Below are 22,622 nucleotides of genomic sequence, written 5' to 3' on the forward strand. Positions count from 1 at the left end.
TCCGCACGCCTGATGTCAGGCGGCGGCGGGACGGCGCGCTTTCAGGCTGTGGCGGGAACGGGGATGGTGCGCAGCCGCAGGAAGGCGGGGGTGAGCATCGGCACCGCGGAGAGCATGAGGCCGAGGGCGCCGATCAGGACTCCGGCGCGGACGCCCAGTGTTTCGCCGACGACGCCGGCCAGCAGGGCGCCCAGCGGAATCGAGCCGTACATCACCTGGGTATAGGCGCCGGCGGAGCGCGTGAGCTCGTTCCGTGGAATGAGCTGCTGGCGCATCGTGAGTGAGTAGATATTGGCGTTGCCCTCGCCTATGCCCCGCAGCAGCATGACCGCAGCAATGACAGCCGCCAGGGTCCACCCGGTAACCGGCCAGACCGGCAGCAGCAGCGGCACCGCGCAGGACAGCAGCAGGGAAACGGCGAATGCCGTTCCCAGGCCTGCTTTGTCGGCCAGGCGAAGTGCGGTCAGCGTCCCGAGCAGACCTCCGACTCCGGCTCCGGCCAGGGCCAGACCGTACGCGCCAACATCGACGTCCTGCTGTTGCACGGCCCAGAGAATCAGGTTCAGCATCAGGATCTGTTCCGCCGCGTTATAGGCGGCCGCATGGACGGTCAAGGCGCGCAGGTGGCGGTCACCGAACAGGATCCGCAGTCCGGTGAGGAGGGTAGGCCGCTTCTGGAGAACCGGGTTCCGGTTCTCCTCCCCCGCGGGTATCGAGGCCTCTGACGCCGGAGCCGCCGTAACGGAACGTTGTTTCCGCGGGCGGCTGGAGGCCACTCCCGCAGCGGAAGCCAGATGCCCGAGCATGGTGGCAATCACGGCGCCGGGAGCACCCACCGCCGAGACCAGCAGACCGGCAAGCCCCGGGCCGCTGATCTCCGTGACGGTTCGAGTGGCCTGGACGGCACGGTTGGCCGGCGCGAGGTCCTGGTCCGCAACGAGCGCGGGCACAAAGGCGAAGGCCGTTAACCCGAAGATCAGCGCGCAGCAGCCGCTGAGGAAGGTAATGGCTGCGAGCAGGGGGACACTGAGCCATCCTCCGGCCCAGGCAAGCGGGATCTGGGCCAGGAGGACAACCTGGGCAAGATCGGCCGCCACCATGGAGCGCCGCTGGTCCCGTCCCTGCAGGAGATGGCCGGCCAGCAGCGAGAACAGCAGGTACGGCAGGGTGCCGGCCGCGGCCACAAGGCTGACCGCCGCCGGGCCGGCATCGAGGGCGATGGCTGTCACCAGCGGAAGAGCGATACCCGTAACCTGGGCCCCGGCACTGGCAGCGCCCTGCCCCAGCCAGTAGCGGCGGAAACTGCGGTCGGTGCGCAGCAGCACCCAGCTTGGGTCCTTCACGCCGCGGCCCTCGGCTGTACGGCGGCTGCGGGCGTGACGGGCAATAATGAAGGTATGTGCCGGATATGGAGACCCGCTGCGACGTGGAATCGAGCCTGGCCGTTGGGACGACGAGCCATCCACAATCGAGCTGATGAGTGCATCGCTGGGTCTCCTGCCGGCTCGTCCTTTCCGCTGCTTCGGCATACGTTACCGGCAATCAACTATGAGTGGTAACACTTCGGAACAAAACGTTCCCGCGGACAGCGGATACCCGGAGCCGGGCGGGCGCGCACCGGCCCCTGCTCCTCTGCGGCTCCTCCAGGTGTTCGTCAATACTGCTGACCGGGAAGCCGGAAAGGACGCCCTGGACAGCCCCGGCGGACTGGCCGCATGGCTGGCCGGCTATGGGCTTGTCAGGGCAGGCACGCAGGCTACTGACGAGGATCTTGCCCTGGCGATCGATCTTCGGGAGGGGCTGCGCTCCCTCTTCCTTACGCACCACGACGGCGGGCGCAGCGAGGGCGCGCACGACGCCAACGGGTACAGCGAGGCTGCGCACCACGACGGCGGGCACCCGCACGGCATGCCGGCTCCCGACGTCGTCGTCGGCCTGCAGCGCCTGGACCGTGCCCTGGAGCAGCTTCCCGTTCGGGTCGTGGTCTCCGGAGGGGTTCCGCGCGTCGAACCCGTGCCCCGGACTGCCGTCCGCGAGGCACTCGCCCGGATCGGCGCGGTCCTCGTCCACGCCGATCCGGCCCAGCTTCAGCGCCTGAAAGCGTGCCGGCGGGATGTCTGCCGCTGGGTCTTCTTCGATACCTCCCGCAACCGGGGCGGAACCTGGTGCGCCATGGAGATCTGCGGCGCCCGCACAAAGATGCAGGCCTACCGGAAGCGGAAGGCCTAGCCCGACCGCCTAGCCCTGCCCCCCCTCCGGGACTTACTTCTCCACCAGGGTCAGCACGTCGTAAGTGGCCACCAGTTCGTCGTTCTGGTTAGTCAGCACGGCGTCCCAGGCCACCTCGCCATACTCGTCCGTTTCACGCGGCGTGATCTTCTTGGCGGTCAAGGTGACGCGGATGGAGTCCCCCGCGGCCACCGGCGTGAGGAACCGCAGGTTCTCCAGCCCGTAGTTGGCCAGCACCGGACCCGGCGCGGGATCCACGAACAGGCCCGCACCCCAGGACAGCAGCAGGTAGCCGTGCGCCACGATGCCCGGGAAGAACGGATTCGCCTCCGCGGCTGCAGCATCCGTGTGGGCGTAGAACGTGTCCCCCGTGGTCTCCGCAAAGGCAGCGATGTCCTCAAGGGTCACTTCCCTCAGGTCCGACCGCACGGCGTCACCCACCCGCAGTTCCCGCAGCGGCTTGCGGAACGGATGGCCGGCGTCGAACCGGCGGTCCGCCCCCGAATGCCAGATACCGGTGAGGGCGGTGAGCATATTCGGTGAACCCTGCACCGCGGTCCGCTGCATGTAGTGCCGCACCGCACGGATGCCGCCCAGCTCCTCGCCGCCGCCGGCGCGGCCCGGCCCGCCGTGCACCAGGTGCGGCACCGGCGACCCGTGCCCCGTGGAACTCCGGGCGTCTTCACGGTTCAGGATCAGCACGCGGCCGTGGTGTCCGGCGATGCCGGTGAGGATCTCCCGGGCGGTATCCGGGTCATTGGTGCAGACCGTGGCGACCAGTGAACCTCCTCCGCGGGCGGCCAGCCGGACGGCATCGGCGACGTCGGTGTAGCCCACCACCGAGGCCACGGGTCCGAAGGCTTCGATGCTGTGCAGGGCATCGGCGTCGCTGTCCGGCCAGGAAAGCAGCAGCGGCTCCATAAAGGCACCGTCCTCTGCCGGTCCCGTGCTTCCGTCGGCACGGACGACGTCGGGAGCCTCCAGGGACCCCAGCGACAGCTGCGCGCCGGCGGCCAGCATCCGCTGCACTGCTTCCCGGACGCCGTCGAGCTGTTCCCGGGAGGCGAGGGCGCCCATGGTCACGTTCCCAGCGCGGGGATCGCCCAGGACCACGCGCGCGCGGATGCGGTCCGCGGCGGCGGCAACCACTTCATCGACCAGCCCGGCAGGGACGATGGCCCGACGGATGGCGGTGCATTTCTGGCCGGCCTTGGCCGTGATTTCGGTGACCAGGGAGCGGATGAAAGCGTCGAACTCGGGGGTGCCGGGAACGGCGTCCGGACCCAGAATGGCGGCATTCAGGGAATCGGTCTCGGCAGTGAAGCGGACACCTCCGACGGCGATCTGCGGATGCGCACGCAGGCGTTCGGCGGTGGAGGCCGAACCGGTGAACGAGACCATATCCCGGTAGTCAAGGTGGTCCGGCAGGTCCCGAGCGGAGCCGGAGATCAGCTGCAGGGATCCGGCCGGAAGGATGCCCGAGTCAACGATCATCCGCACGGCCGCTGCCGTGATGTATCCGGTGGGGCTGGCAGGCTTGACGATGCTGGGCACTCCGGCGAGGAACGCCGGGGCCAGTTTTTCCAGCATGCCCCAGACCGGAAAGTTGAAGGCGTTGATCTGTACGGCGACGCCGGGAATGCGGGTGTAGATGTGCTCGCCGAGGAACGAGCCGTCCTTGGCGAGCTGTTCCACGGCGCCGTCGATGATCACGGTGGAGTTCGGCAGTTCGCGGCGGCCCTTGGAGCCGTAGGCAAACAGGACGCCGATCCCGCCGTCAATGTCCACCAGGGAATCGGTCCGGGTGGCGCCGCTGCGGGCGGAGACGGCGTACAGCTCCTCACGCTGCGCATTGAGGTGCATGGCGAGTTCCTTGAGCAGCAGCGCCCGCAGATGGAAGGTGGACTTCCCCAGTTCGGCCTGGCCCACGGTTCTGGCATGTTCGACGGCGGCGGCGGTGTCCAGGCCTTCGCTGCTGACCAGGGCCAGCAGTTCGCCGGTGCTGGCATCATGCACCTCGGTGCCGCGGGCGCCGGCGGGATCCGGCATCCACCAGGCGTCCCTGACGTAGCTGGGAACGGTTTCGACGTCGATGGCGGTTGCCGTCATTTCGGTACCTTTCGAAACGGGGAGAAACCGCAGCCGTCCTCCGGCTGGCATCCTTGCCATCGGATTACTGACCATGCGGTCGGTATATCGCCAGCGTAGCCGAAAGCAAGGAGGAACACACCCGTTGGCGCCCTGCTGCGGCAGATAGCCTCCCCCGCAACCCAATAGCCGGGTCTGCGGTTGCCGCGGAAAATCCGCTGCGACAGACTCATGCCCTCGAACGTTTGCAGTACCCCCGCCAAGGAGCACGATGATGAGCCCCAAACCGCTGCCTCTCCGCCGTCTGGCTGTCCTGACCCTGACTACCGCTGCCCTCCTGGCCGGAGGCGCTGTCCCGGCGAGCGCCGGCGGCGCCCATGGACCTGACTCGCGCGGCGGGCATTCCCTTGAGCACCGCGGCGGACACGGACACGGCGGCAAACCCGGCGGCCACGAGCACGGCGGCGGGCATGGCAAGGGGAATGGCAGGGTCGATTACGTGGCGTTCGGTGACTCCTATGCCTCCGGCTTCGGCGGCGGCCCCGTACTGGACACCTGCGGCCGCACCGCGCAGGGCTACCCCGCGCTTCTGGATGCCCTGGACCGGGTGGAGCTGGACGGTAATGTCACCTGTTCGGGCGCCACTGCCCTTCCAACCCCGGCCGACGCGCCGGTGGACCTTCCCGAGCAGATCGACGACGCCGCTGCCCGGGGTCTGCTGAATCGAAGGACGGACACCGTCACGGTGACCATCGGCGGCGATGACGTCCGGTTCGCTTCCGTGATCCTCGCCTGTGCCGGGCCGCAGCTGCCGGCCACCTGTGCCCCGGCCATCGACTCCGCTGTCGCCTATGCACAGACCGTCCTGGCACCGCAGCTGGCAGCGGAGTTTGCCCGCATCACTGAACTGGCTCCGAAGGCAACCCTGGTGGTGACCGGGTATCCGTACCTGTTTGAAGCCGGAACCCCCGGCCCGATCAGTACCGAGGGGCAGATCCTCCTGAATGAGGGAACCGATGCCTTGAACGCGGTCATCGCCGGTCAGGTTCCGGACAGCGGGGTGTTCGTGGACGTGGTGGACGAGTTTGCCGGGCACGGTGTCGGTTCCGCCGATTCGTGGATCATCTTCGAGGGCGGCCAGTTCGACCTGCACCCCACGGAAACGGGGTACCGCGAGGGCTACGCCGCCGCCATCCTCGAGGACGCGGGCAGCGAGTTCGGAGCCGGCTGCCGCGGACGGCGCTAGACCGGCAGCGGAACCGCGTGGCCGAACCGGAAGAGGTTTTGCGGATCGTAGGCGGCCTTGGCTGCCTGCAGCCGCCCGAAAACCTCCGGATCCCACGCAGGCTGGGCGCCCGCCGCCGTGCGTGCCGGTCCGCGAAGGTTGATCAGCGCACCCGCTGTGTAGGGGCCGACGACGACGTCGAGCCGATCCAGGGCCGCTGCTGTGGCTTCCGCAGCCGGCGGAACATTGAGTCCCACGGAGTAGAGGTTGTAGGCTGCCTCCCGGCCGGACACAGCATCCTCGAACGGAGGATCCAGGGCCAGTGATCCGCCCATCAACCGGAGTTCCGTCATCATCAGCGGAGTATGCGATCCCGGCCCCACCTGGCCCAGCAAACCGGCCGCCAGTTCATCGGGCAGCTCGGCCAGCAGGGTCCCGCGGTCCAGGCTGGGCACCGGTTCGTCCGGATCCATGTGGATGCTGCCTACTGCCCCGTAGTCCATCGGTCCGGCGGTATCCATGAAGGGCGCGGATACATGCCGCATGGGTTCCAGCAGAGTGTCGCCCTCTTCCCGGCCACCGAACACCGCGAACCGCAGGTGCACCGGCGAGGTACCGCGCAGTTCCTCAGGCAGGAACGGGACGTCCGGCAGGTGCAGGAACGCCAGGGACGCTGAAACATCCGTCGGCAGCTGGGGTGTCCAGGCGCGGAACGCAGTCAGGACCTCCGTGCCGGCATCTTCCGGGTACATGATGCCGCCGCCGTAAAATTCCCGGAACGGGGTCAACCCGAGCGTCATGGACGTGATGACGCCGAAATTGCCCTTGCCGCCGCGCAGCGCCGCGAACAGCCCGGTGTCTTCGGCACTGCCTGCCTCGAGGTGCCTCAGGCTGCCGTCGGGAGTCACAACATCAATCGCCTGCACATGGTCGCTGGCGAATCCCAGCGCCCGGCCCATCAGCGGCAACCCTCCGCCGGACGCGTAACCCGCCACTCCTACCGTTCCGGAGGAGCCATGCGGGCCTGTAAGCCCGAGCAGCACGGTCTCCTCCAGCACCGCGCGCCAGCGGACACCGGCCCCCACGGTGACCGTGCCGGCGTCGGGGTCCACCGCCAGGTCCCGCAGCCGGGACGTGTTGATCAGCAGGCCCTCGTCCATCGCGGCCGCGGCACCGTGGCCGGTCGCCTGGATCCCGACAGGAATGCCGCGCTCAGCTGCCCAGCGGACGGCGTTCTGTACATCCTCAACGGCGGCTGCACCGAGCACCGCGTCGGGACGGTGGATCACCGAGGGGTTGAAGCCGGCGGTGTCGACGGCGTACCCGGGTTCCCCGGGACTGTTCAGCGGGCCGTGGACAACCTTGCGGAGGGTTTCGAGGTCGGCTTCCTGGATCATCTTCGGCTCCTTGTGGGCAGGTGTCCGCGGCCGCCGGTCCCGCGGACCGGAGATGCTGTCAAAAAATGCTAGGCATCGAAGTGCTGCCCTGCCTAGCCCCGCCGAAAAACTTCCGCTAGCTGCCGAGCACCTCCGCCAGGTCGAACTTCACCGGTTCCTCCAGCTGCTCATAAGTGCAGGATTCGGGCGTGCGGTCCTGCCGCCAGCGGGAAAACTGGGCCACATGGCGGAACCGCTCCCCCTCCATGTGGTCGTAGCGGACCTCCACCACTCGTTCGGGGCGCAGCGGCACAAACGAGAAGTCCTTCTTACCGCTCCAGCGGCTGCCCTCGGAGTTGCGCGGGGTGCGGGTCCCGTTCTCCTGCTCCCCCTCGGCCCAGGGATGTCCGTCCTCGACGGCGACCAGCGGCTGGAGTTCCTCGAACAGCTCCCGACGGCGGTCCATGGAGAACGAACTGGCCGCGCCCACATTCACGAGCACGCCGTCGTCGTTGTAGAGCCCCAGCAGCAGGGAGCCGATCAGATCGGGGCCGGACTTGTGGACCCGGTAGCCGGCGAGCACGCAGTCCGCCGTGCGTTCGTGCTTGAGCTTGGCCATGGTGCGCTTGTTCGGTGCGTACGGGCCGGCCAGGGGTTTGGCCACCAAGCCGTCCAGGCCTGCACCCTCAAAACGGCCGAACCAGTCCTGCGCCAGGTCGGCGTTGTCGGTGGCTGCGGTGACGGACACCGGTGCCTGCGCCGTTTTCAACGCCTCGACCAAGGCCTCCCGGCGTTCGGAGAACGGCCGGTCCCGGTAGTCGACGTCGCCCAGGGCCAGCAGGTCGAAGGCCACGAACCGGACCGGGGTTTCCTCCGCGAGCAGTTTCACCCGGCTGGCGGCGGGATGAATCCGCTGCTGCAGCAGTTCGAAGTCCAGCCGTTTGCCGTCCGGGACCACCATAACGATCTCGCCGTCCAGCACGCACCGCTCCGGCAGGTTCTGCCGAAGGGCATCGACGAGTTCGGGGAAGTACCGCGTCATCGGCTTCTCGTTCCGGGAGCCGATCTCGACGTCGTCGCCGTCCCGGAAAATGATGGACCGGAATCCGTCCCATTTGGGTTCGTACAGGTAGTCCCCGCGGGGCAGGGCGCTGACGGATTTGGCCAGCATCGGGGCAACCGGGGGCATCACTGGAAGGTCCATGTGCCCATTCTTATCCGATGGCGGCCGGTTCCCCCAGCCCTGCGGTGAACGCGGTGAGCAGGTCGCGGCCCTGCTGCCAGTAGCCCACACCGCTTTCCTCGTTGATGTGGGCGAGCTCGCCGGCGTTGATGACGGGCAGTTTCCAGGCGGCGGCGATGGCTCCCGCTGCCGGCAGGGCACAGTACGGATCGCTCTCGCTGGCAATCAGCAGACCGGGCACGGGCAGCTCCTGCAGCCGCGGATTCCGGAATGTTGCGGCGGCCTGCGGAAACGATGCGGCAACGGGATCCGGCGGGCTGACCAGGAACACCCCGCGGACGCCGTCGGGGTTCCGCAGCAGCCACTCGGCCGCAGCCAGGCAGCCCAGGCTGTGGGCCACCAGGACTGTCTGCCCGTTCCGGGCTCCGGCTACCCGGTCCAGTGCCGCCATCCAGTCCTCCAGTTCGGGTTCATCCCACGACGACGGCGCTATGCGGGTGACGTCCGGCAGGTCCGCCTCCCAACGGCTCTGCCACTGCTCCGGCGGCGAGCCCTGATAGCCCGGGATCATGGTGATATGCACTGGAGCTGCATCCTTTCACTGGTTCGGCGCATGTGGGCGGGAATACTGCCGGCCCCTCAGGCGCTGGAGCTTTTATGAAGAAAATAGGGTTCCTGTCCTTCGGACATTACCGGAATGCCATCGGGTCCCTGACCCCTTCCGCCGGGGACGCGCTGCGCCAGCAGGTCGACCTGACCGTGGCGGCGGAAGAGATCGGCGTCGACGGCGCGTACCTGCGGGTCCACCATTTCGCCCCGCAGTTCTCCGCACCGTTCCCGCTGCTGGCAGCCATGGCGGCGCGGACCAGCAGGATCGAGCTGGGTACGGGCGTGATTGATATGCGTTACATGAATCCGATCGGGATGGCCGAAGATGCTGCCGCCGCCGATCTGATCAGCGGTGGCAGGCTGCAGCTCGGCATCAGCCGGGGATCCCCCGAGCCCGCCCTGCGCGGATATGAGTCCTTCGGTTACGTTCCGGGGCCGGATTCCTCCGACGCTGAGATGGCCCGCCAGCACACGGAAGTCTTCCGGGCAGCCATTGCCGGAGCCGGCGTGGCGCAGGCGGATCCGGCGATGACCGGCAGCACCGGCACCATGGCTGTCGATCCCCTCTCCCCCGGTCTGCCGGAGCGTATCTGGTGGGGTTCCGGAACGCGGGCCACAGCCAAGTGGACCGGCGAACAGGGCATGAACCTGATGAGCTCCACCCTCCTGACCGAGGACACCGGCGTGCCGTTCGATCAGCTGCAGGCTGAGCAGATAGCGGTGTACCGGAAGGCATGGGTCGATGCCGGACATCAGGGCACCCCGCGGGTGTCCGTCAGCCGCAGCATCATTCCGCTGGTGACCGGGCAGGACCGGCACTACTTCGGGGTGCGGGCGCAGGCCGAGGGCCGGGACCAGGTGGGGCACCTCGACGGCGGACTGGCCCGGTTTGGGAAGAGCTACATCGGTGAACCGGACGTTATTGCCGCGGAGCTGGCCGCCGATGCAGCGGTGCAGGAGGCCGATACCGTTCTGGTGACCGTGCCGAACCAGCTGGGCGTGGACTACAACGCGCATCTGCTGGAGAGCATCGTGAAGCTTGTGGCTCCGGGGGCCGGCTGGCGGTAAGGAACCTTGGCACCCTTCGGGGCCTGGATCCGGCGGCAACGATATTCCCCGCTCGCAGAGCTCGCGGAGAACATTAAAGCCGCCTCGTCCAGGCCCCTTCGTTGATGCCGGGATGCTGTTTTTCCATGCAGGTTGACCGAAACCCGCTTTATTAGCTCCTCATCGACGGCGAGAGCACCAGAGTGCTAAACGGTCTCGGCCTTGTACCAGCGCGCGAAGATCTCAACCGTGACTTCAGCGAGACGTCCGAGTTGGTCCCGTGGCACTGTCGTTGTTTTTGGACCGATTGCCCATCCGTCCGTATATCCCTTGGCAAGGTGCAAATGTTCTCCGAGGTATCGTTTCGCGAGGGCATTTTTCCACTTTCCAAGTTTCCGGTTACTGTTGCCCGGCGCATGAAAACTCACGAGTAGCTGTTCCTCTTCGCCTTGAAGCACATCTCTCTGAAGTACGCGGAGGTGCTCAACCCAGCCGGGAATTACATCGGACGTATCCGGGTCGAAGTAGTTATCCCCGTTCTCTGGAACTGCGATCCCCACATGGCTAATAAAACGCACAGCGTCCAAGCTCTCAGGCATGCCCCGGCCGGCGACCTCCAGTTGTCCGCGGATTGTTCGTCCGCAGGCGAGCGCTGGGGACTGAATCTCGATGGATGGCATTCCGCTGCCGCCCCGGCGTATATCGACGCTCCATCCGGGGAGTCTTTCCCCAACCTCAAGCGCTGCAAGCCAAGCCTCTACGGTGGTCTTCAGGAGCCGCCCTTCGCCGTGGATGTCTTCCATCGTGAGTCTGGAGCCATTGAAACAGGCAAGGGCGTCTTCCCAGCCGATAATGCTCACGCCGGGAAACTCGGAGAGCCATGCGGGTAAGAAGTCCTTACTCGGCACCAGGACAAAGATCGTCGCGTCTCCACCGAGAGCCTTGATTTGATCCCTGACCTGCTCCCTCGTCAGCTCATGATCCAACTTCGCTTCGATGCCGACGATATTATCTTCGAAGTTGAGTTGGACATCGATCCGGACGGTACTCTGCGAGGCAGCTCCCACGGGATACTTCACTTCGCACAGCACTTCCCGAAAGGTACCCAAGGACTTACCGCTGACGTCCTCGAGGAAACTCACAAAGCGGCGGTGATCGTGGCGAATCTCTGCGGCCAGCGCCCGAGTCGCCATCGGCTCGGTGCGGTAGATCGTGTTCTGTGTCATGCCGTCCAGAATGCCCTAACCCGCGTTATGTGCCTCATTCGACCCGCCGGACCGGGCGCCGGTTGGTTGTTCACGTTCAACGCGCGTCTGCTGGAAATCATCGCTTGTAGCTCCGGACGCCGGAACGTCGACACCTGCAGGCCTGGATCCGGCGGCAACGAAATCCCCGGCGAGCAGGGATTTTCGTTGCCGCCGTTCCGGTCCGCCCGGCGCACACCCACCCGCTTGACCGCCGAACGTCCACGAGGTGGTCGGGAAACAGCCCACTGTCGAAATGTCAGCAGCCTCCGCTAGAGTAGTTTTCAGCTTCACGAGATGTGGCCTTCGCCCGGTAGCCCGGGCACAAAAGCTCCGACTGGCCCCACACCAACCCCACTGTTCGGCGGGTGGTTCGGATGACGAAGCGGCCTGCGTCATTCGTCGCTGGCAAGGACAACCTGCAAAGGAACCCACTGTGAGCATTTCCAGTGTCAGCAAATCCGGTCTCAGCAACTGCAGCGGCTTCGCCCCGGGCCACAACATCCATTGGATCCACGGCCGCCGCCTCGAGGGGTGGGAGCAGTGGTCGGACGTCGAAGTCACGGCCGATCCGCAGCTGGACCTCATCTATCTCGTGTCCGAGGGAACCCAGCAGCTGATGTGGTTCCATAATGTTGGGGCAGTCGCCACTGCGCTCGCGGCCGCCGTCGACACCCCGCAGTGGTGCCAGCGCTATTCCACACTGATGGTGCCGGGCGGATTCGATTCCGATGCCCGGAGCTCTTTTTTCTACTTGGCCCGGCCGGAGCGGGTGGTTCCGTGCAACGGCTCCCTGGTGCGGGCACCGGAAACTGAGCGGATCGAAAAGGCCGGCTCCTAGCTGCTGCCCCGCCCTGGAATCCCGACGCATTCCGGGGCGGAGCCAGCCCTGCAGGCGCCTCGCGGCACGGCAGCTACTGCTGCAGCAGCAGCTCCGGCGGCACGGTGTAGATGAGGATGACACCCAACAAGTTCTTCGCGGCGTGTACGCCGTAGGACAGCATGAAGTTGTTGCCGGCCCAGACGTAGATGCCCACGAGAGTGGCACCCATCGCCAGGTAGGGCATCAGCACCGGAAGGGACAGGGATTCCTTGCCCACAATGTGGATGGAGGCGAACAGCAGGACCGACAGGATGCAGCAGCCCCAGAGGTTCCAGTACCGGCTGAGCTTGCCGATCAGCAGGTGGCGGAAAATGTATTCCTCCACAAAGGGGGCCAGGACCACCAGCAGCGGAACGACAAGCCAGGGCGAAACGGATCCTACGAATCCCTCCACGGCTTGCTGGTTCACAGCCGTTTCCATCTGTCCGGTCAGCAATGCCCCGATCATGGTGACAATGAGCATGGCGATGACGCCGGTGGGAATCAGGGAGAGGGACAGCACCGGCCGAGTGGCAAGTATCTTCGTTTCCCGCACCACATAGGGCCGGGCCGCAACAAAGGCCAGCAGTCCGGCAACCCCGTAAAACGCCAGGTTCAGGACGTAGGCGGCTGCCACCGGCTCGGGCACCAGCATCACCAGGACAGGCATGACGAGTCCGGGCGCAAAGCTCAAGACCAGCAGGAACACTACGTAGAAGCCCGCTGCCACGGCGTCGCGCCGGGTGTAACGGTAGGAAAGCCAGGGGATCTGCGCCGCAGGGCGCCCCGAGGGGCCGGTCCGGTATTCGTTGGCAGTCATTACCTCAGGATATGGGCCATTCCCCCGGGTTACACCCCGCGCTAGTTCAGCTCCGCGATCACCGGCGGCATCGCCTCGAGCAGTTCCCGTGCCAGGAAGCTGAGCGGACCCCGCGAGGCGGAGAGCCGGTCCCCGCTCACGGCATGCAGGTACGTGCCCCAGCAGGCGGCCTGTTCCGGCGTCGCCCCGCGGGCCAGGAACCCACCCACCGCACCGGCCAGCACGTCTCCGGAACCGGACGTTCCCAGACCGGAGTTCCCGGCAGGCACCTCCCAGCTCCTTCCGTCGGGAGCGGTAATGACGTTGTGCGCGCTGACCACCGCGGAATATTTCCGGGCCACCTCCAGGGACGCTTTCGGCAGGTCCAGGGAGTCCTCGTCGGCGTCCTCATCCTCGAGGAGCCGAAGGATTTCGGCGCCGTTCGGGGTCAGAACCAGCCGTCCGGCCAGGGCATCGTAAAGTTCCGGCAGCCCGGGCAGCACGCCGAGAGCAAAGGCATCCAGTACCACCTGGGTCTTCTCCCCGAGCAGCGGAACCACTGACTGCAGGAGTGCTGCGGCCTGTTCGGCGTCGTCCAGGCCCGGGCCGATCACCACCGCTGACGCCGTCGAAAGTTCGGATTCGAGCACTTTGCCGGCCGCGCCGCCGTCAATCCCGCCGTCTTCCTCGGGCAGTCCCACCACCCCGGATTCGGGGATGGCCACGGCGACGGCGATGGCCGCCGAATCCGCCAAGGCCATGGTCAGGCGGCCGGCGCCGACGCGCAGCCCGGCAAGCCCGGTCAGCATCACCGCTCCCGGAGTGCTGCGGGCTCCGCCGATCACCAGCACGGTGCCGCGGTCCTCCTTGCCGGAGGCTTCCGTGGAAAGCCGCCAGCCGCGCAGCAGCGCGGGGGTAACGAGCTCAGCGGGGGTGGATGTCATCAGTTTCTCCTGCGTGTTCGGTTACGGGTGCTCCGCCGTCCTGCAGGTGGAGCACGCTGTTGAAGGTGTGCAGCTTCCAGGGTCCGGTGCCGTCCGGACGCACCAGTCGGGTCACGGAGCCGTTGCGCACGCTGTTCGCGGCTGCGGTGTCCAGCAGTTCCTGCTCGCTCATCCGCTCCAGCACGTAGCGGATCAGCAGGATCACGGCGTCGTGGCAGACCACGGCCACCCTTTTGCCGTCTTCGTCGTCGTCGAGGTCACGGAACACGGAGCGCAGCCGGAGTGCGACGTCGGCCCATGATTCGCCGCCCGGCGGCCGGTACGCGAATTTACCCAGCCAGGACCGTCGTTCGGCTTCCTCGGGGAAACGTGCCGCAACGCCGGCGGAAGTCAGCAGGTCCAGGATCCCCAGTTCCCGGTCCCGAAGGCGTTCATCGACGCGCATGCCGCCGGCGACGCCGGGCAGCCCCGCCAGTTCGGCCGTTTGCCGGGCCCGCAGGTAGGGCGAGCACCAGACAGAATCGGGCAGCTCGTCGGCAGGCAGCCCGGCAATCCAGCGGCCAAGCGCCGCAGCCTGCTGCTCGCCGTCGGCGCTCAGCGGGACATCGGGGTCACGCCAGGAAAGGTCTATACGTTCGGCGCCCTCGCGGCCGGCGCGGGTAGCGGCCACATTGCCGGCAGATTCGCCGTGGCGGACCAGAATCAGTTCAGTTGCACCCATGCTCCGACTCTACCCGCCGGGCCCCGGAGGCCAAGGGCTCAGGTACCGGAGCGAGTGTCCACCCGGCCGCCGTTGCGCACCGTGAAGGTCAGCAGCAGGGCGACGGCGGCCAAGGCTGCGAGCAGCATGAGGCCCACGAAATAGCTGCGGTTCGCCGGATCATAGGTTGCCCCCATGACCAGCGGCGGGAAGTAGCCGCCGAGCCCGCCGGCGGCGGCAATAATCCCGCCGACGGTACCCACGTCCTGCGCCGGAGCGGCACGGCCCACCCAGGCGAACACTCCGCCGGTGCCGAGCCCCAGGAACAAGGCCATCAGGATGAACGCCGTACCGTAGACCTCCTCCTCCTCGGGCCGGAGGGCAACAATGACGGCCAGGACCGCCGTGCCGGCAAAGGACGCGAGCGTGACCAGCTTCGGCCCCACCTTGTCCGCGATGGTTCCGCCGATCGGGCGGGCGATGACAGCGGCCACGGCGAAGCCTGCGGTCCGGGTTCCTGCCGCGGTCGCGTCGTAATCGTAGACATTGCCCAGATACGTGGGCAGGTAATTGGAGAACGCCACAAACGCACCGAACACCACCCCGTACAGGAAGCACAGCTGCCAGGTGACGCGCAGGGTGAAGGCGTGGGTGATCTTCGGCAGCACCGGTTCCGTGGGTTTTGACCAGGCCGGGGATTCACGGAGGATCAGCCAGCTCAGCACTGCCATGGCTGCGACGACGACGGCGATGGTGATGTGGGTGCCCATGTAGCCGACGGCGGCCACCAGCCGCGGGGTGAAGAACGCCGACACGGCCGTCCCCACCATGCCGGCCCCGAACACCCCGGTCGCGAAGCCCTTCCGGCTGCGTTCGTACCAGGCGGAGCAGAAGGGGATGCCGATGGCGAAAACGGTCCCGGCGATGCCGAGGAAGAACGCGATGACCACCAGGAACGGGAAGTTGCCCTGCTGGCCGACGATTCCGGTGAGCAGCACCAGCGGCGCCGTCACGCCCAGGATCACGGTGAACATGACCCGGCCGCCGTAGCGGTCCGTCAGGGCGCCGACGGGGATCCGGGCCACCGAGCCCACCAGGATGGGCATGGCCACAAGGACCGAGGTCTGTCCGGCACCTAGGTCCATGTCTGCGGCGTAGCGGCTGGACAGCGGTCCGATGATCGTCCACGCCCAGAACCCCACTGTGGAGGCAATGGTTGCCACGATCAGGTTCCGCAGCTGGCCGGCCCGGAGGTCCGCGCCTGCGGCCGGAGGAAAAGATGCTGTAGACATGGGCTGCCTGCCTTCCGCCAGATGAACTCAGTTCCTAAGGACCGCCCGGACGGTCCCGATCGGGGGTCCCCACGGGGTCCCAGCCGCCGCGCGGCGTCCTCGACCCCGGAACCGGCCGCCGGCCCCGTGAGCGGTACACGATGTAGGGCCGGAACAAGTAGTGCACGGGCGCGGTAAACGCATGGACCAGGCGGGTGAAGGGCCAGATGGCAAAGAGCACCAGCCCGAAGACCGTATGGATCTTGAAGGACATGGACGCAGCCGTCATTCCCGTGATGTCGGGCTGCAGGATGAAGACAGAACGGAACCACGGCGCCACAGTGTCCCGGTAGTTGACGATGTTCGTGTCGAAAACGGAAAAGACCGTGGTCGCCAGTCCGGTCAGGATCGCCGCCAGCAGGAAGATGTACATCCCCTTGTCGTTCCGGGTGGTGGCCATGAAGACCGGTCCCGTGGCCCGGCGGCGGTAAATCAACAGCACTATCCCCACCAGCGTGGCTACGCCGGCCAGGATGCCCACGCTCAGGGCGAAGAAATGGTAGGTGTCCTCGTTGAGTCCGATCGCGTCCATCCAGGTTTTCGGAATCACCAATCCGACGAAATGCCCCACAATCACCGCCAGGATCCCGAAGTGGAAGAGCGGGGAAGCGATGCGCAGCAGCCTTGACTCGTAGAGCTGGGATGACCGGGTGGTCCAACCGAACTGGTCATACCGGTACCGCCAGATGGAGCCGAGCACCAGGATGGCCAGCACCAGATACGGCAGCACTCCCCACAGCATGACGTCGTCCACGCCCACCTGCACGTCCCCCGGCGGCGGCACGTCCCGAGGTGCAGATACGGCAGTCATGGGTGGCTCCTTTCACTCACCGGGAGCAGCCGCGAGCTGTACGGTTCCAGGCCCACGGTTTCGGTGGGCGGGCCGTAGCCCGCCGTTCGCATCACGGCGGCCTGGGTCTCGGGCGATACACCGGGAAGGGTGGAGCAGACAAGGGTCAGGACGCCCTCGTAGGGCAGGCTGTCGTCCCGCAGGGCCAGCCGGAGCAGTTCCACAGACGGACGGTAGCGCTGCAGCAGTTCGTACCCGTCCTCCGGAGACACCTTGGCGGCGAACTCCAGCACCAGGGGAAGGTAGTCCGGCAGCTCGGTGCCTTCCGGCAGCACGCCGTGGGAGCGGTAGATCTCCTTGAAGGCAGCGAGCGCCTCGCCCCGGCGGCGGGTATCACCGTCGGTCCAGTAGGTCAGGTGCAGGCTGTGCCGTTTGGACAGGTCGAATTCCTGCACATAGGCCGCCTGCACGTCCGGCAGCGGCCGGGACGACAACCAGGCGAAGAGAGGTTCCAGCTCCCCGGCCGGCGCCCCGGCTTCGGCCAGGGCCGCGCGGATTCCCGGGATCAGTTCCACCAGCTGCTCGTCGGGGTACTCGAGCAGCAGGGCCGCGGCCTGCCGGATCACCCGGCTCCGGCCGGGCCGGGCATCGGCGTAGGGCTCGGGCGCGAGGGTGCCCTTCCCGGGTTTGCCGAGCAGCTTCTCCAGCAGGCTCATTTATCCGCCCTGCCTTGATCCGAGCCAGGCCCGTCGCCCTCTGCCTGGTCGTATCCCGCACCCAGGCCCTCAGCGGCACCTTCATCGGGTGCGCCGCGGTTGTTATTGGCAGGAAACAGCCCCTGCGGGGAGCCCCGCCCGTCCCAGTTGAGCAGGTTCACCCGCCCGCCCAGGTTGCCGTTGCCCGTCGGGTCCTCCCCGCGCTGCCGGGCCTGCAGGGCTTCGAAGTTCTCCACCGCCACGGGCATCGGCCGCCCGGAAGCCTCACCGAAAACCCCTGTCTGTCCCATCCCGGGGCCGCCCTCCACGTCCAGCGAACAGCCGATCTCCTCGAGGTTGTGCGCATCCTCCGCGTGCGCGGCGGGAATCACGTACCGCTCCTCGTACTTCGCAATGGCCATCAGCCGGTACATCGCAACAATCTGCGCGCCGGTCATACCGACGTCGGCCGCGATCTGCTCGTCAGGCTCATCGCCCAGGGTGATGTTCCGCATGTAGGCGCGCATGGCGGCAAGCTTCCGCAGCACTGCGGTGACCAGATCCGTGTCTCCGGCAGTGAACAGTTCGGCGAGGTATTCCACCGGAATCCGCAGGGCCTCGATGGCGCCGAAGAGATTCTCCGCCGCTTCGCCGTCGTGCCCCTGCTCCTTCAGCACGTCCACGATCGGGGACAGCGGCGGCACGTACCAGACCATCGGCATCGTCCGGTATTCGGGGTGCAGCGGCAGCGCCACCCGCATTTCCTTGGCCAGGGCGTAGACCGGCGAGCGCCGGGCTGCGTCCAGCCAGTCCTCCGGGATGCCTTCGGCCCGGGCGCCGGCAATGACCTCCGGATCGTTGGGGTCCATCATCAAGTCCAGCTGGGCCTGGTACAGGTCCTGCTCGTTGGGCACGGACGCGGCGGCAGTGACGCGGTCGGCGTCGTACAGGAAGATCCCGATATACCGCAGCCGGCCCACACACGTTTCGGCGCAGACCGTGGGGATGCCCACCTCGATGCGCGGATAGCAGAACGTGCACTTCTCCGCCTTGCCGGAGCGGTGGTTGAAGTACATCTTCTTATACGGGCAGCCGGTGATGCACTGCCGCCAGCCCCGGCAGCGGTCCTGGTCCACCAGCACAATGCCGTCCTCTTCGCGCTTGTAGATTGCGCCCGAAGGGCAGGAGGCCATGCAGGAGGGATTCAGGCAGTGCTCGCAGATCCTCGGCAGATAGAACATGAAGGTGGAATCGAACTCCAGCTTCACCTTCTCCTCCGCGTCCCGGCGCATTTTCTCCAGCACCGGGTCCTGCCCGCCGGTCCGCTCGGATCCGCCCAGGTCATCGTCCCAGTTGGCCGACCAGGTGATTTTCATGTCCTTGCCGGTGATCAGGGACTTGGGCTTGGCCACCGGAAAGTCGTTGCCGGCCGGTGCGTTGATCAGGTTTTCGTAGTCGTAGGTCCAGGGCTCGTAGTAGTCGTTCAGCTCCGGCTGGACCGGGCTGGCAAAAATGCCGAAGAGTTTGGCGAGCCTCCCGCCGGCTTTGAGCTTCAGCCTGCCGCGGCTGTTCAGCTCCCAGCCGCCCTTCCACCGCTCCTGGTCTTCGTACCTGCGCGGATACCCCTGCCCCGGCCGGGTCTCCACGTTGTTGAACCACACGTACTCGGTGCCGGCCCGGTTGGTCCAGGCCTGTTTGCAGGTCACCGAACAGGTGTGGCAGCCGATGCACTTGTCCAGCGCCATCACCATTGCTGTCTGCGCCATGATCCGCATCAGTACTGCACCTCCTGGGAACGTTTGCGCACCACGGACACGATGTCCCGCTGGTTGCCGGTGGGGCCGAGATAGTTGAAGGCCCAGGACAGCTGGGCATACCCGCCGATCATGTGGGTGGGTTTGACCAGGATCCGGGTCACCGAATTGTGGATGCCGCCGCGCCGGCCGGTGGCCTCGGACTTGGGCACGTCGATGATGCGTTCCTGCGCGTGGTAGACGTAAATCACTCCGGCCGGCATCCGGCTGCTGACAATCGCCCGGCCCACCAGCACCCCGGAGTTGGACACGCATTCCACCCACTCGTTGTCCGACACCTCGATCAGCGCGGCGTCCTGGGGGCTCATCCATACCGATGTTCCGCCGCGGGACAGGGAGAGCATCAGCAGGTTGTCCTGGTATTCGGAGTGGATGGACCACTTGTTGTGCGGGGTCAGGTAGCGCACGGCCACGGAGAGCTCCCCGCGGGTGCCCAGCTGCGGTTCACCGAACAGGCGGTGCATGTCCAGCGGCGGCCGGTAGATCGGCAGGGCCTCGCCCATGTCCAGGATCCAGTCATGGTCGAGGAAGAAATGCATCCGACCGGTGAGGGTGTGGAAGGGTTTGAGCCGTTCGATGTTGATCGTGAACGGTGCGTAGCGCCTGCCTCCGGTCTCGGAGCCGGACCATTCCGGGGAGGTCAGCACCGGCGTCGGCCGGTCCTGGGTGTCCCGGAAGGTGATCTGCCGGTCCTCGGCACCCTCGGCCAGATCCGCCAGCGGGGTGCCGGTCCGTTTCTCCAGGGTCCGGAAGCCCTGCAGTGCCAGTTCCCCGTTGGTGGTACCGGAAAGCAGCAGGATCGCTTCGGCCATGCGGGCATCGGTATTCACCGCCGGGCGGCCCGCAGCGGCGCCCCGGTCAAAGACCCCGTGCTTGCGGGCCAGCTGCGCCAGGGGCCGGGATACGTCGTACTTGACGTATTTGGTGGTGAATCCCAGTTTGTCCGCCAGCGGCCCGACGGCGGCGAACTTCTCGGCGATGGCCGTATAGTCCCGCTCCACCACGGCGAGGGAGGGAAGGTTTTTTCCGGGGACCGCGGGGATGTCCGTGCCCTTCCAATCCGGGGCGTGCCCGCCGGGCTGCGCGATCTCCCCGGGAGTGTCATGGGTCAGCGCCGTGGCCACCATGTCCTTCCGCACGCCCAGGTGCGTCGCGGCCTGCCGGGAGAACTCCTCCGAGAGCAGGCGGAACAGGTCGTAATCCGTCTTCGCTTCCCACGGGGGCGGGATGGCGGGCGTGAACGCGTGGACGTAGGGGTGCATGTCCGTGGAGGAAAGGTCGTATTTCTCGTACCAAGTGGCAGCGGGGAACACGACGTCGGACAGCAGCGTGGAGCTCGTCATCCGGAAGTCGGCGGAGACCAGCAGGTCGAGCTTGCCCTGCGGTGCTTCGTCGCGCCAGACGACGTCGTGCGGCCGGGACTCGCTGTGATCCGCACCCATCACGTTGTTCAGCGTGCCGAGCAGGTGTTTCTGGAAATACTCCTCCCCCTTGGCGGAGGAGCCCAGCAGGTTTGAACGCCACAGGATCAGCGTCCGCGGCCAGTTTTCCGGGGCGTCCACGTCCTCCACCGCGAACCGCAGCCGCCCGTCCTTGAGTTGCTGCGCCACCCACCCCGGCTCGTCGGTCGCCTCGCCCCGGGCCACCCCGGCAGCCGCCTCGTCGGCGACGTCGAGGGAGTTCTTCGCATCGAACTGGGGGAAGAAAGGCATCCAGCCCATCCGGGTGGACTTCGCGATGACATCGGCGGTGTGCAGTCCGCGCAGGTGTCCGCTGGCCAGGGGTGACTGCATCGAGTCGGAGGAGTAGCCGTCGGAACGGAACTGATCGGTATGCATGTACCAGAACGCGGTGCCGATCATGAAGCGCGGCGGCCGGTTCCAGTCCCCGGCCGAGGCCATGGCCGCCCAGCCGGTGATGGGCCGGCATTTTTCCTGGCCCACGTAGTGGGCCCAGCCGCCGCCGTTGCGGCCCTGGCAGCCGCAGAGCATCAGCAGCGCCAGGATGGCCCGGTAGGTCACGTCCCCGTGGTACCACTGACAGATGCCGGCGCCGAGGATGATCATGGACCGGCCGTTCGACTTTTCCGCGTTGGCTGCGAAGTCCCGGGCCGTGCGGATCACGGCTTCCGGGGCCACGTTGGTGATCTCCTGCTGCCACGCCGGAGTGTAGGGGGTCCCGGCGTCGTCGTAGCCCGCCGACCAGTCCCCCGGCAGGCCGTTCCGCCCGAGTCCGTACTGGGCCAGCATCAGATCGAACACGGTGGTCACGGTTTTCCCCGCCACGGTGGTCACCGGCACGCCGCGTCGCAGCACGGACCCCGTGCCTCCGGGGTCCGTAAAGGCGGGCAGGTCCACCCGGCTGGTCCCCTGCCGGACGGAAGCGGCATCCGCGATGGACAGTGCCGGCACCACACCCTGCAGGTCCAGGTTCCATTTGCCGGCGTCAGCCTCGTTGTACCGGAATCCCACCGATCCGTTGGGCACTACCGGGGTGCCGGAACCGCGGTCCAGCAGGACCGTCTTGAACGCGGAGTCGGAGGTTTTGGCTTCGCGGCGTCCCAGGTCCGCGGCGGTGAGGAACTTCCCGGGCACCACGGTGCCGTCGGCCCGCTCCTCGAGCGTGACGAGGAACGGCAGGTCGGTGTACTGCAGCACGTAGCCTTCGAAGAACGTCACGCGCCGGTCCACGAAGTTTTCCTTGAGGATCACGTGTCCCATGGCCATGGCGAGCGCACCGTCGGAGCCGGCGGCGGCAGGCAGCCATTCGTCCGCGAACTTCGTGTTGTCCGCATAGTCGGGGCTGACGGAGACCACCTTGGTTCCGCGGTAGCGCCCTTCCACCATCCAGTGCGCATCCGGGGTGCGGGTCACCGGGATGTTGGATCCCCACATCATCAGGTAGGTGGCATCCCACCAGTCTCCGGATTCCGGGACGTCCGTCTGGTCGCCGAAAACCTGCGGGCTGGCCACGGGGAGGTCCGCATACCAGTCGTAGAAGCTGTTCATCACCCCGCCGATGAGGTTGATGAACCGCGCTCCGGCCGCGTGCGACACCATGGACATGGCCGGAATCGGCGAGAAGCCCGTGCAGCGGTCCGGTCCGTAGTTCTTGATCGTCGAAATGTGCGCTGCGGCCGTCATCTCCAGGGCTTCGGCCCAGCTGGAGCGCACCAGCCCGCCCTTGCCGCGGGCCTGCTGGTACGTCCGGCGGCGCTGCGGGTCGCTGACAATCTCTTCCCAGGCCAGCACCGGGTCCCCCGTACGCCGCCTGGCCTCACGGTACATTTCCAGCAGCACCCCGCGGATGTAGGGGAACCGGACCCTGGTGGGGGAATAGGTGTACCAGGAAAAGGCCGCACCGCGGGGGCAGCCGCGGGGCTCATACTCCGGCCGGTCCGGCCCCACCGACGGATAGTCGGTTTCCTGCGCCTCCCAGGTGATGATGCCGTCCTTGACGTACACCTTCCATGAACAGGACCCCGTGCAGTTCACGCCGTGGGTGGAGCGCACCACCTTGTCGTGACTCCACCGGTTCCGGTAGAAGGCGTCTCCCTCACGGCCGCCTTCCCGGAACACGGCCCGGCCGTCACCCGTTTCATCCCACCGGGTGAAGAACCTGCCGAGAGAGAGCATTACATCGGATGCGGGGCCATCGATCCCCGAAACGGAGCCAGCCATACCTCC

Annotated in this window: 18 protein-coding genes and 1 riboswitch; of the genes, 4 read left to right on the forward strand and 14 right to left on the reverse strand. The window is 66.9% G+C overall.

Annotation, left to right across the window (positions count from 1 at the left end; all coding sequences use genetic code 11):
- Positions 1–41 precede the first annotated feature (41 nt).
- The gene (locus NNX37_RS02755; protein ID WP_255790726.1) at positions 42–1,343 is read right to left on the reverse strand and encodes an MFS transporter; all 1,302 of its coding nucleotides are present in this window, start codon (positions 1,341–1,343) and stop codon (positions 42–44) included.
- Positions 1,344–1,548: 205 nt separating this feature from the next.
- On the opposite strand from NNX37_RS02755, the gene NNX37_RS02760 reads away from it, so the two are divergent.
- Entirely contained in the window at positions 1,549–2,229 is a 681-nt protein-coding gene (locus tag NNX37_RS02760) for a CGNR zinc finger domain-containing protein (RefSeq protein ID WP_255790727.1), read from the forward strand.
- Between the two features lie 33 nt (positions 2,230–2,262).
- Here the strand turns inward: NNX37_RS02760 and paaZ are convergent, their stop codons facing one another.
- Positions 2,263–4,338, reverse strand: a complete 2,076-nt coding sequence (gene paaZ / locus NNX37_RS02765) for a phenylacetic acid degradation bifunctional protein PaaZ (RefSeq protein ID WP_255790732.1) — start codon at positions 4,336–4,338, stop codon at positions 2,263–2,265.
- A 253-nt stretch (positions 4,339–4,591) separates the two neighbouring features.
- On the opposite strand from paaZ, the gene NNX37_RS02770 reads away from it, so the two are divergent.
- On the forward strand, positions 4,592–5,563 hold the full coding sequence (locus NNX37_RS02770; RefSeq protein ID WP_255790733.1) for an SGNH/GDSL hydrolase family protein: 972 nt from the start codon (positions 4,592–4,594) through the stop codon (positions 5,561–5,563).
- Here NNX37_RS02770 and NNX37_RS02775 read toward each other — a convergent pair.
- From NNX37_RS02775 to NNX37_RS02785, 3 genes are all read right to left on the reverse strand, one after another.
- Entirely contained in the window at positions 5,560–6,939 is a 1,380-nt protein-coding gene (locus NNX37_RS02775; RefSeq protein WP_255790735.1) for an FAD-binding oxidoreductase, read from the reverse strand. The two genes, NNX37_RS02770 and NNX37_RS02775, sit on opposite strands and share 4 nt — an antisense overlap.
- A gap of 115 nt (positions 6,940–7,054) precedes the next feature.
- The gene (locus NNX37_RS02780) at positions 7,055–8,122 is read right to left on the reverse strand and encodes an ATP-dependent DNA ligase (protein WP_255790736.1); all 1,068 of its coding nucleotides are present in this window, start codon (positions 8,120–8,122) and stop codon (positions 7,055–7,057) included.
- Positions 8,123–8,132: 10 nt separating this feature from the next.
- Positions 8,133–8,684, reverse strand: coding sequence for an RBBP9/YdeN family alpha/beta hydrolase (locus NNX37_RS02785; protein WP_255790738.1), 552 nt, complete (start codon positions 8,682–8,684; stop codon positions 8,133–8,135).
- A 74-nt stretch (positions 8,685–8,758) separates the two neighbouring features.
- Between NNX37_RS02785 and NNX37_RS02790 the strand changes: the two genes are divergently transcribed.
- Positions 8,759–9,778, forward strand: coding sequence for an LLM class flavin-dependent oxidoreductase (locus NNX37_RS02790; RefSeq protein WP_255790739.1), 1,020 nt, complete (start codon positions 8,759–8,761; stop codon positions 9,776–9,778).
- A 185-nt stretch (positions 9,779–9,963) separates the two neighbouring features.
- Here NNX37_RS02790 and NNX37_RS02795 read toward each other — a convergent pair whose 3' ends face one another.
- A complete protein-coding gene (locus NNX37_RS02795; RefSeq protein ID WP_255790740.1) occupies positions 9,964–10,983 on the reverse strand; it encodes a hypothetical protein in 1,020 nt (339 codons plus the stop codon).
- A 306-nt stretch (positions 10,984–11,289) separates the two neighbouring features.
- A riboswitch (SAM riboswitch) is annotated at positions 11,290–11,422 on the forward strand.
- 15 nt (positions 11,423–11,437) lie between these two features.
- On the opposite strand from NNX37_RS02795, the gene NNX37_RS02800 reads away from it, so the two are divergent.
- The gene (locus tag NNX37_RS02800; RefSeq protein WP_255790742.1) at positions 11,438–11,842 is read left to right on the forward strand and encodes a hypothetical protein; all 405 of its coding nucleotides are present in this window, start codon (positions 11,438–11,440) and stop codon (positions 11,840–11,842) included.
- Positions 11,843–11,915: 73 nt separating this feature from the next.
- Here the strand turns inward: NNX37_RS02800 and NNX37_RS02805 are convergent, their stop codons facing one another.
- The 8 genes from NNX37_RS02805 to NNX37_RS02840 are packed head-to-tail and all read right to left on the reverse strand — an operon-like array spanning position 11,916 to position 22,616.
- Positions 11,916–12,683, reverse strand: a complete 768-nt coding sequence (locus NNX37_RS02805) for a CPBP family intramembrane glutamic endopeptidase (RefSeq protein ID WP_255790743.1) — start codon at positions 12,681–12,683, stop codon at positions 11,916–11,918.
- Positions 12,684–12,724: 41 nt separating this feature from the next.
- Positions 12,725–13,606, reverse strand: a complete 882-nt coding sequence (locus NNX37_RS02810; RefSeq protein WP_255790744.1) for an NAD(P)H-hydrate dehydratase — start codon at positions 13,604–13,606, stop codon at positions 12,725–12,727.
- Complete coding sequence (locus NNX37_RS02815; RefSeq protein ID WP_255790745.1) at positions 13,587–14,327, reverse strand: histidine phosphatase family protein; 741 nt, start codon at positions 14,325–14,327, stop codon at positions 13,587–13,589. The genes NNX37_RS02810 and NNX37_RS02815 overlap by 20 nt, the downstream gene beginning before the upstream one ends.
- A gap of 38 nt (positions 14,328–14,365) precedes the next feature.
- Positions 14,366–15,598: an MFS transporter gene (locus NNX37_RS02820; RefSeq protein WP_255790746.1), complete on the reverse strand. Its 1,233-nt coding sequence runs from the start codon at positions 15,596–15,598 to the stop codon at positions 14,366–14,368.
- A 34-nt stretch (positions 15,599–15,632) separates the two neighbouring features.
- A complete protein-coding gene (gene narI, locus NNX37_RS02825; RefSeq protein ID WP_255790747.1) occupies positions 15,633–16,448 on the reverse strand; it encodes a respiratory nitrate reductase subunit gamma in 816 nt (271 codons plus the stop codon).
- The gene (gene narJ / locus NNX37_RS02830) at positions 16,445–17,143 is read right to left on the reverse strand and encodes a nitrate reductase molybdenum cofactor assembly chaperone (protein ID WP_255790748.1); all 699 of its coding nucleotides are present in this window, start codon (positions 17,141–17,143) and stop codon (positions 16,445–16,447) included. The genes narI and narJ overlap by 4 nt, the downstream gene beginning before the upstream one ends.
- Positions 17,140–18,897: a nitrate reductase subunit beta gene (narH, locus tag NNX37_RS02835; RefSeq protein WP_255790749.1), complete on the reverse strand. Its 1,758-nt coding sequence runs from the start codon at positions 18,895–18,897 to the stop codon at positions 17,140–17,142. The genes narJ and narH overlap by 4 nt, the downstream gene beginning before the upstream one ends.
- On the reverse strand, positions 18,897–22,616 hold the full coding sequence (locus NNX37_RS02840; RefSeq protein WP_255790750.1) for a nitrate reductase subunit alpha: 3,720 nt from the start codon (positions 22,614–22,616) through the stop codon (positions 18,897–18,899). The genes narH and NNX37_RS02840 overlap by 1 nt, the downstream gene beginning before the upstream one ends.
- Positions 22,617–22,622 lie beyond the last annotated feature (6 nt).

The sequence above is a fragment of the Arthrobacter zhaoxinii genome (assembly GCF_024385505.1).
Classification (GTDB): domain Bacteria; phylum Actinomycetota; class Actinomycetes; order Actinomycetales; family Micrococcaceae; genus Arthrobacter_B; species Arthrobacter_B zhaoxinii.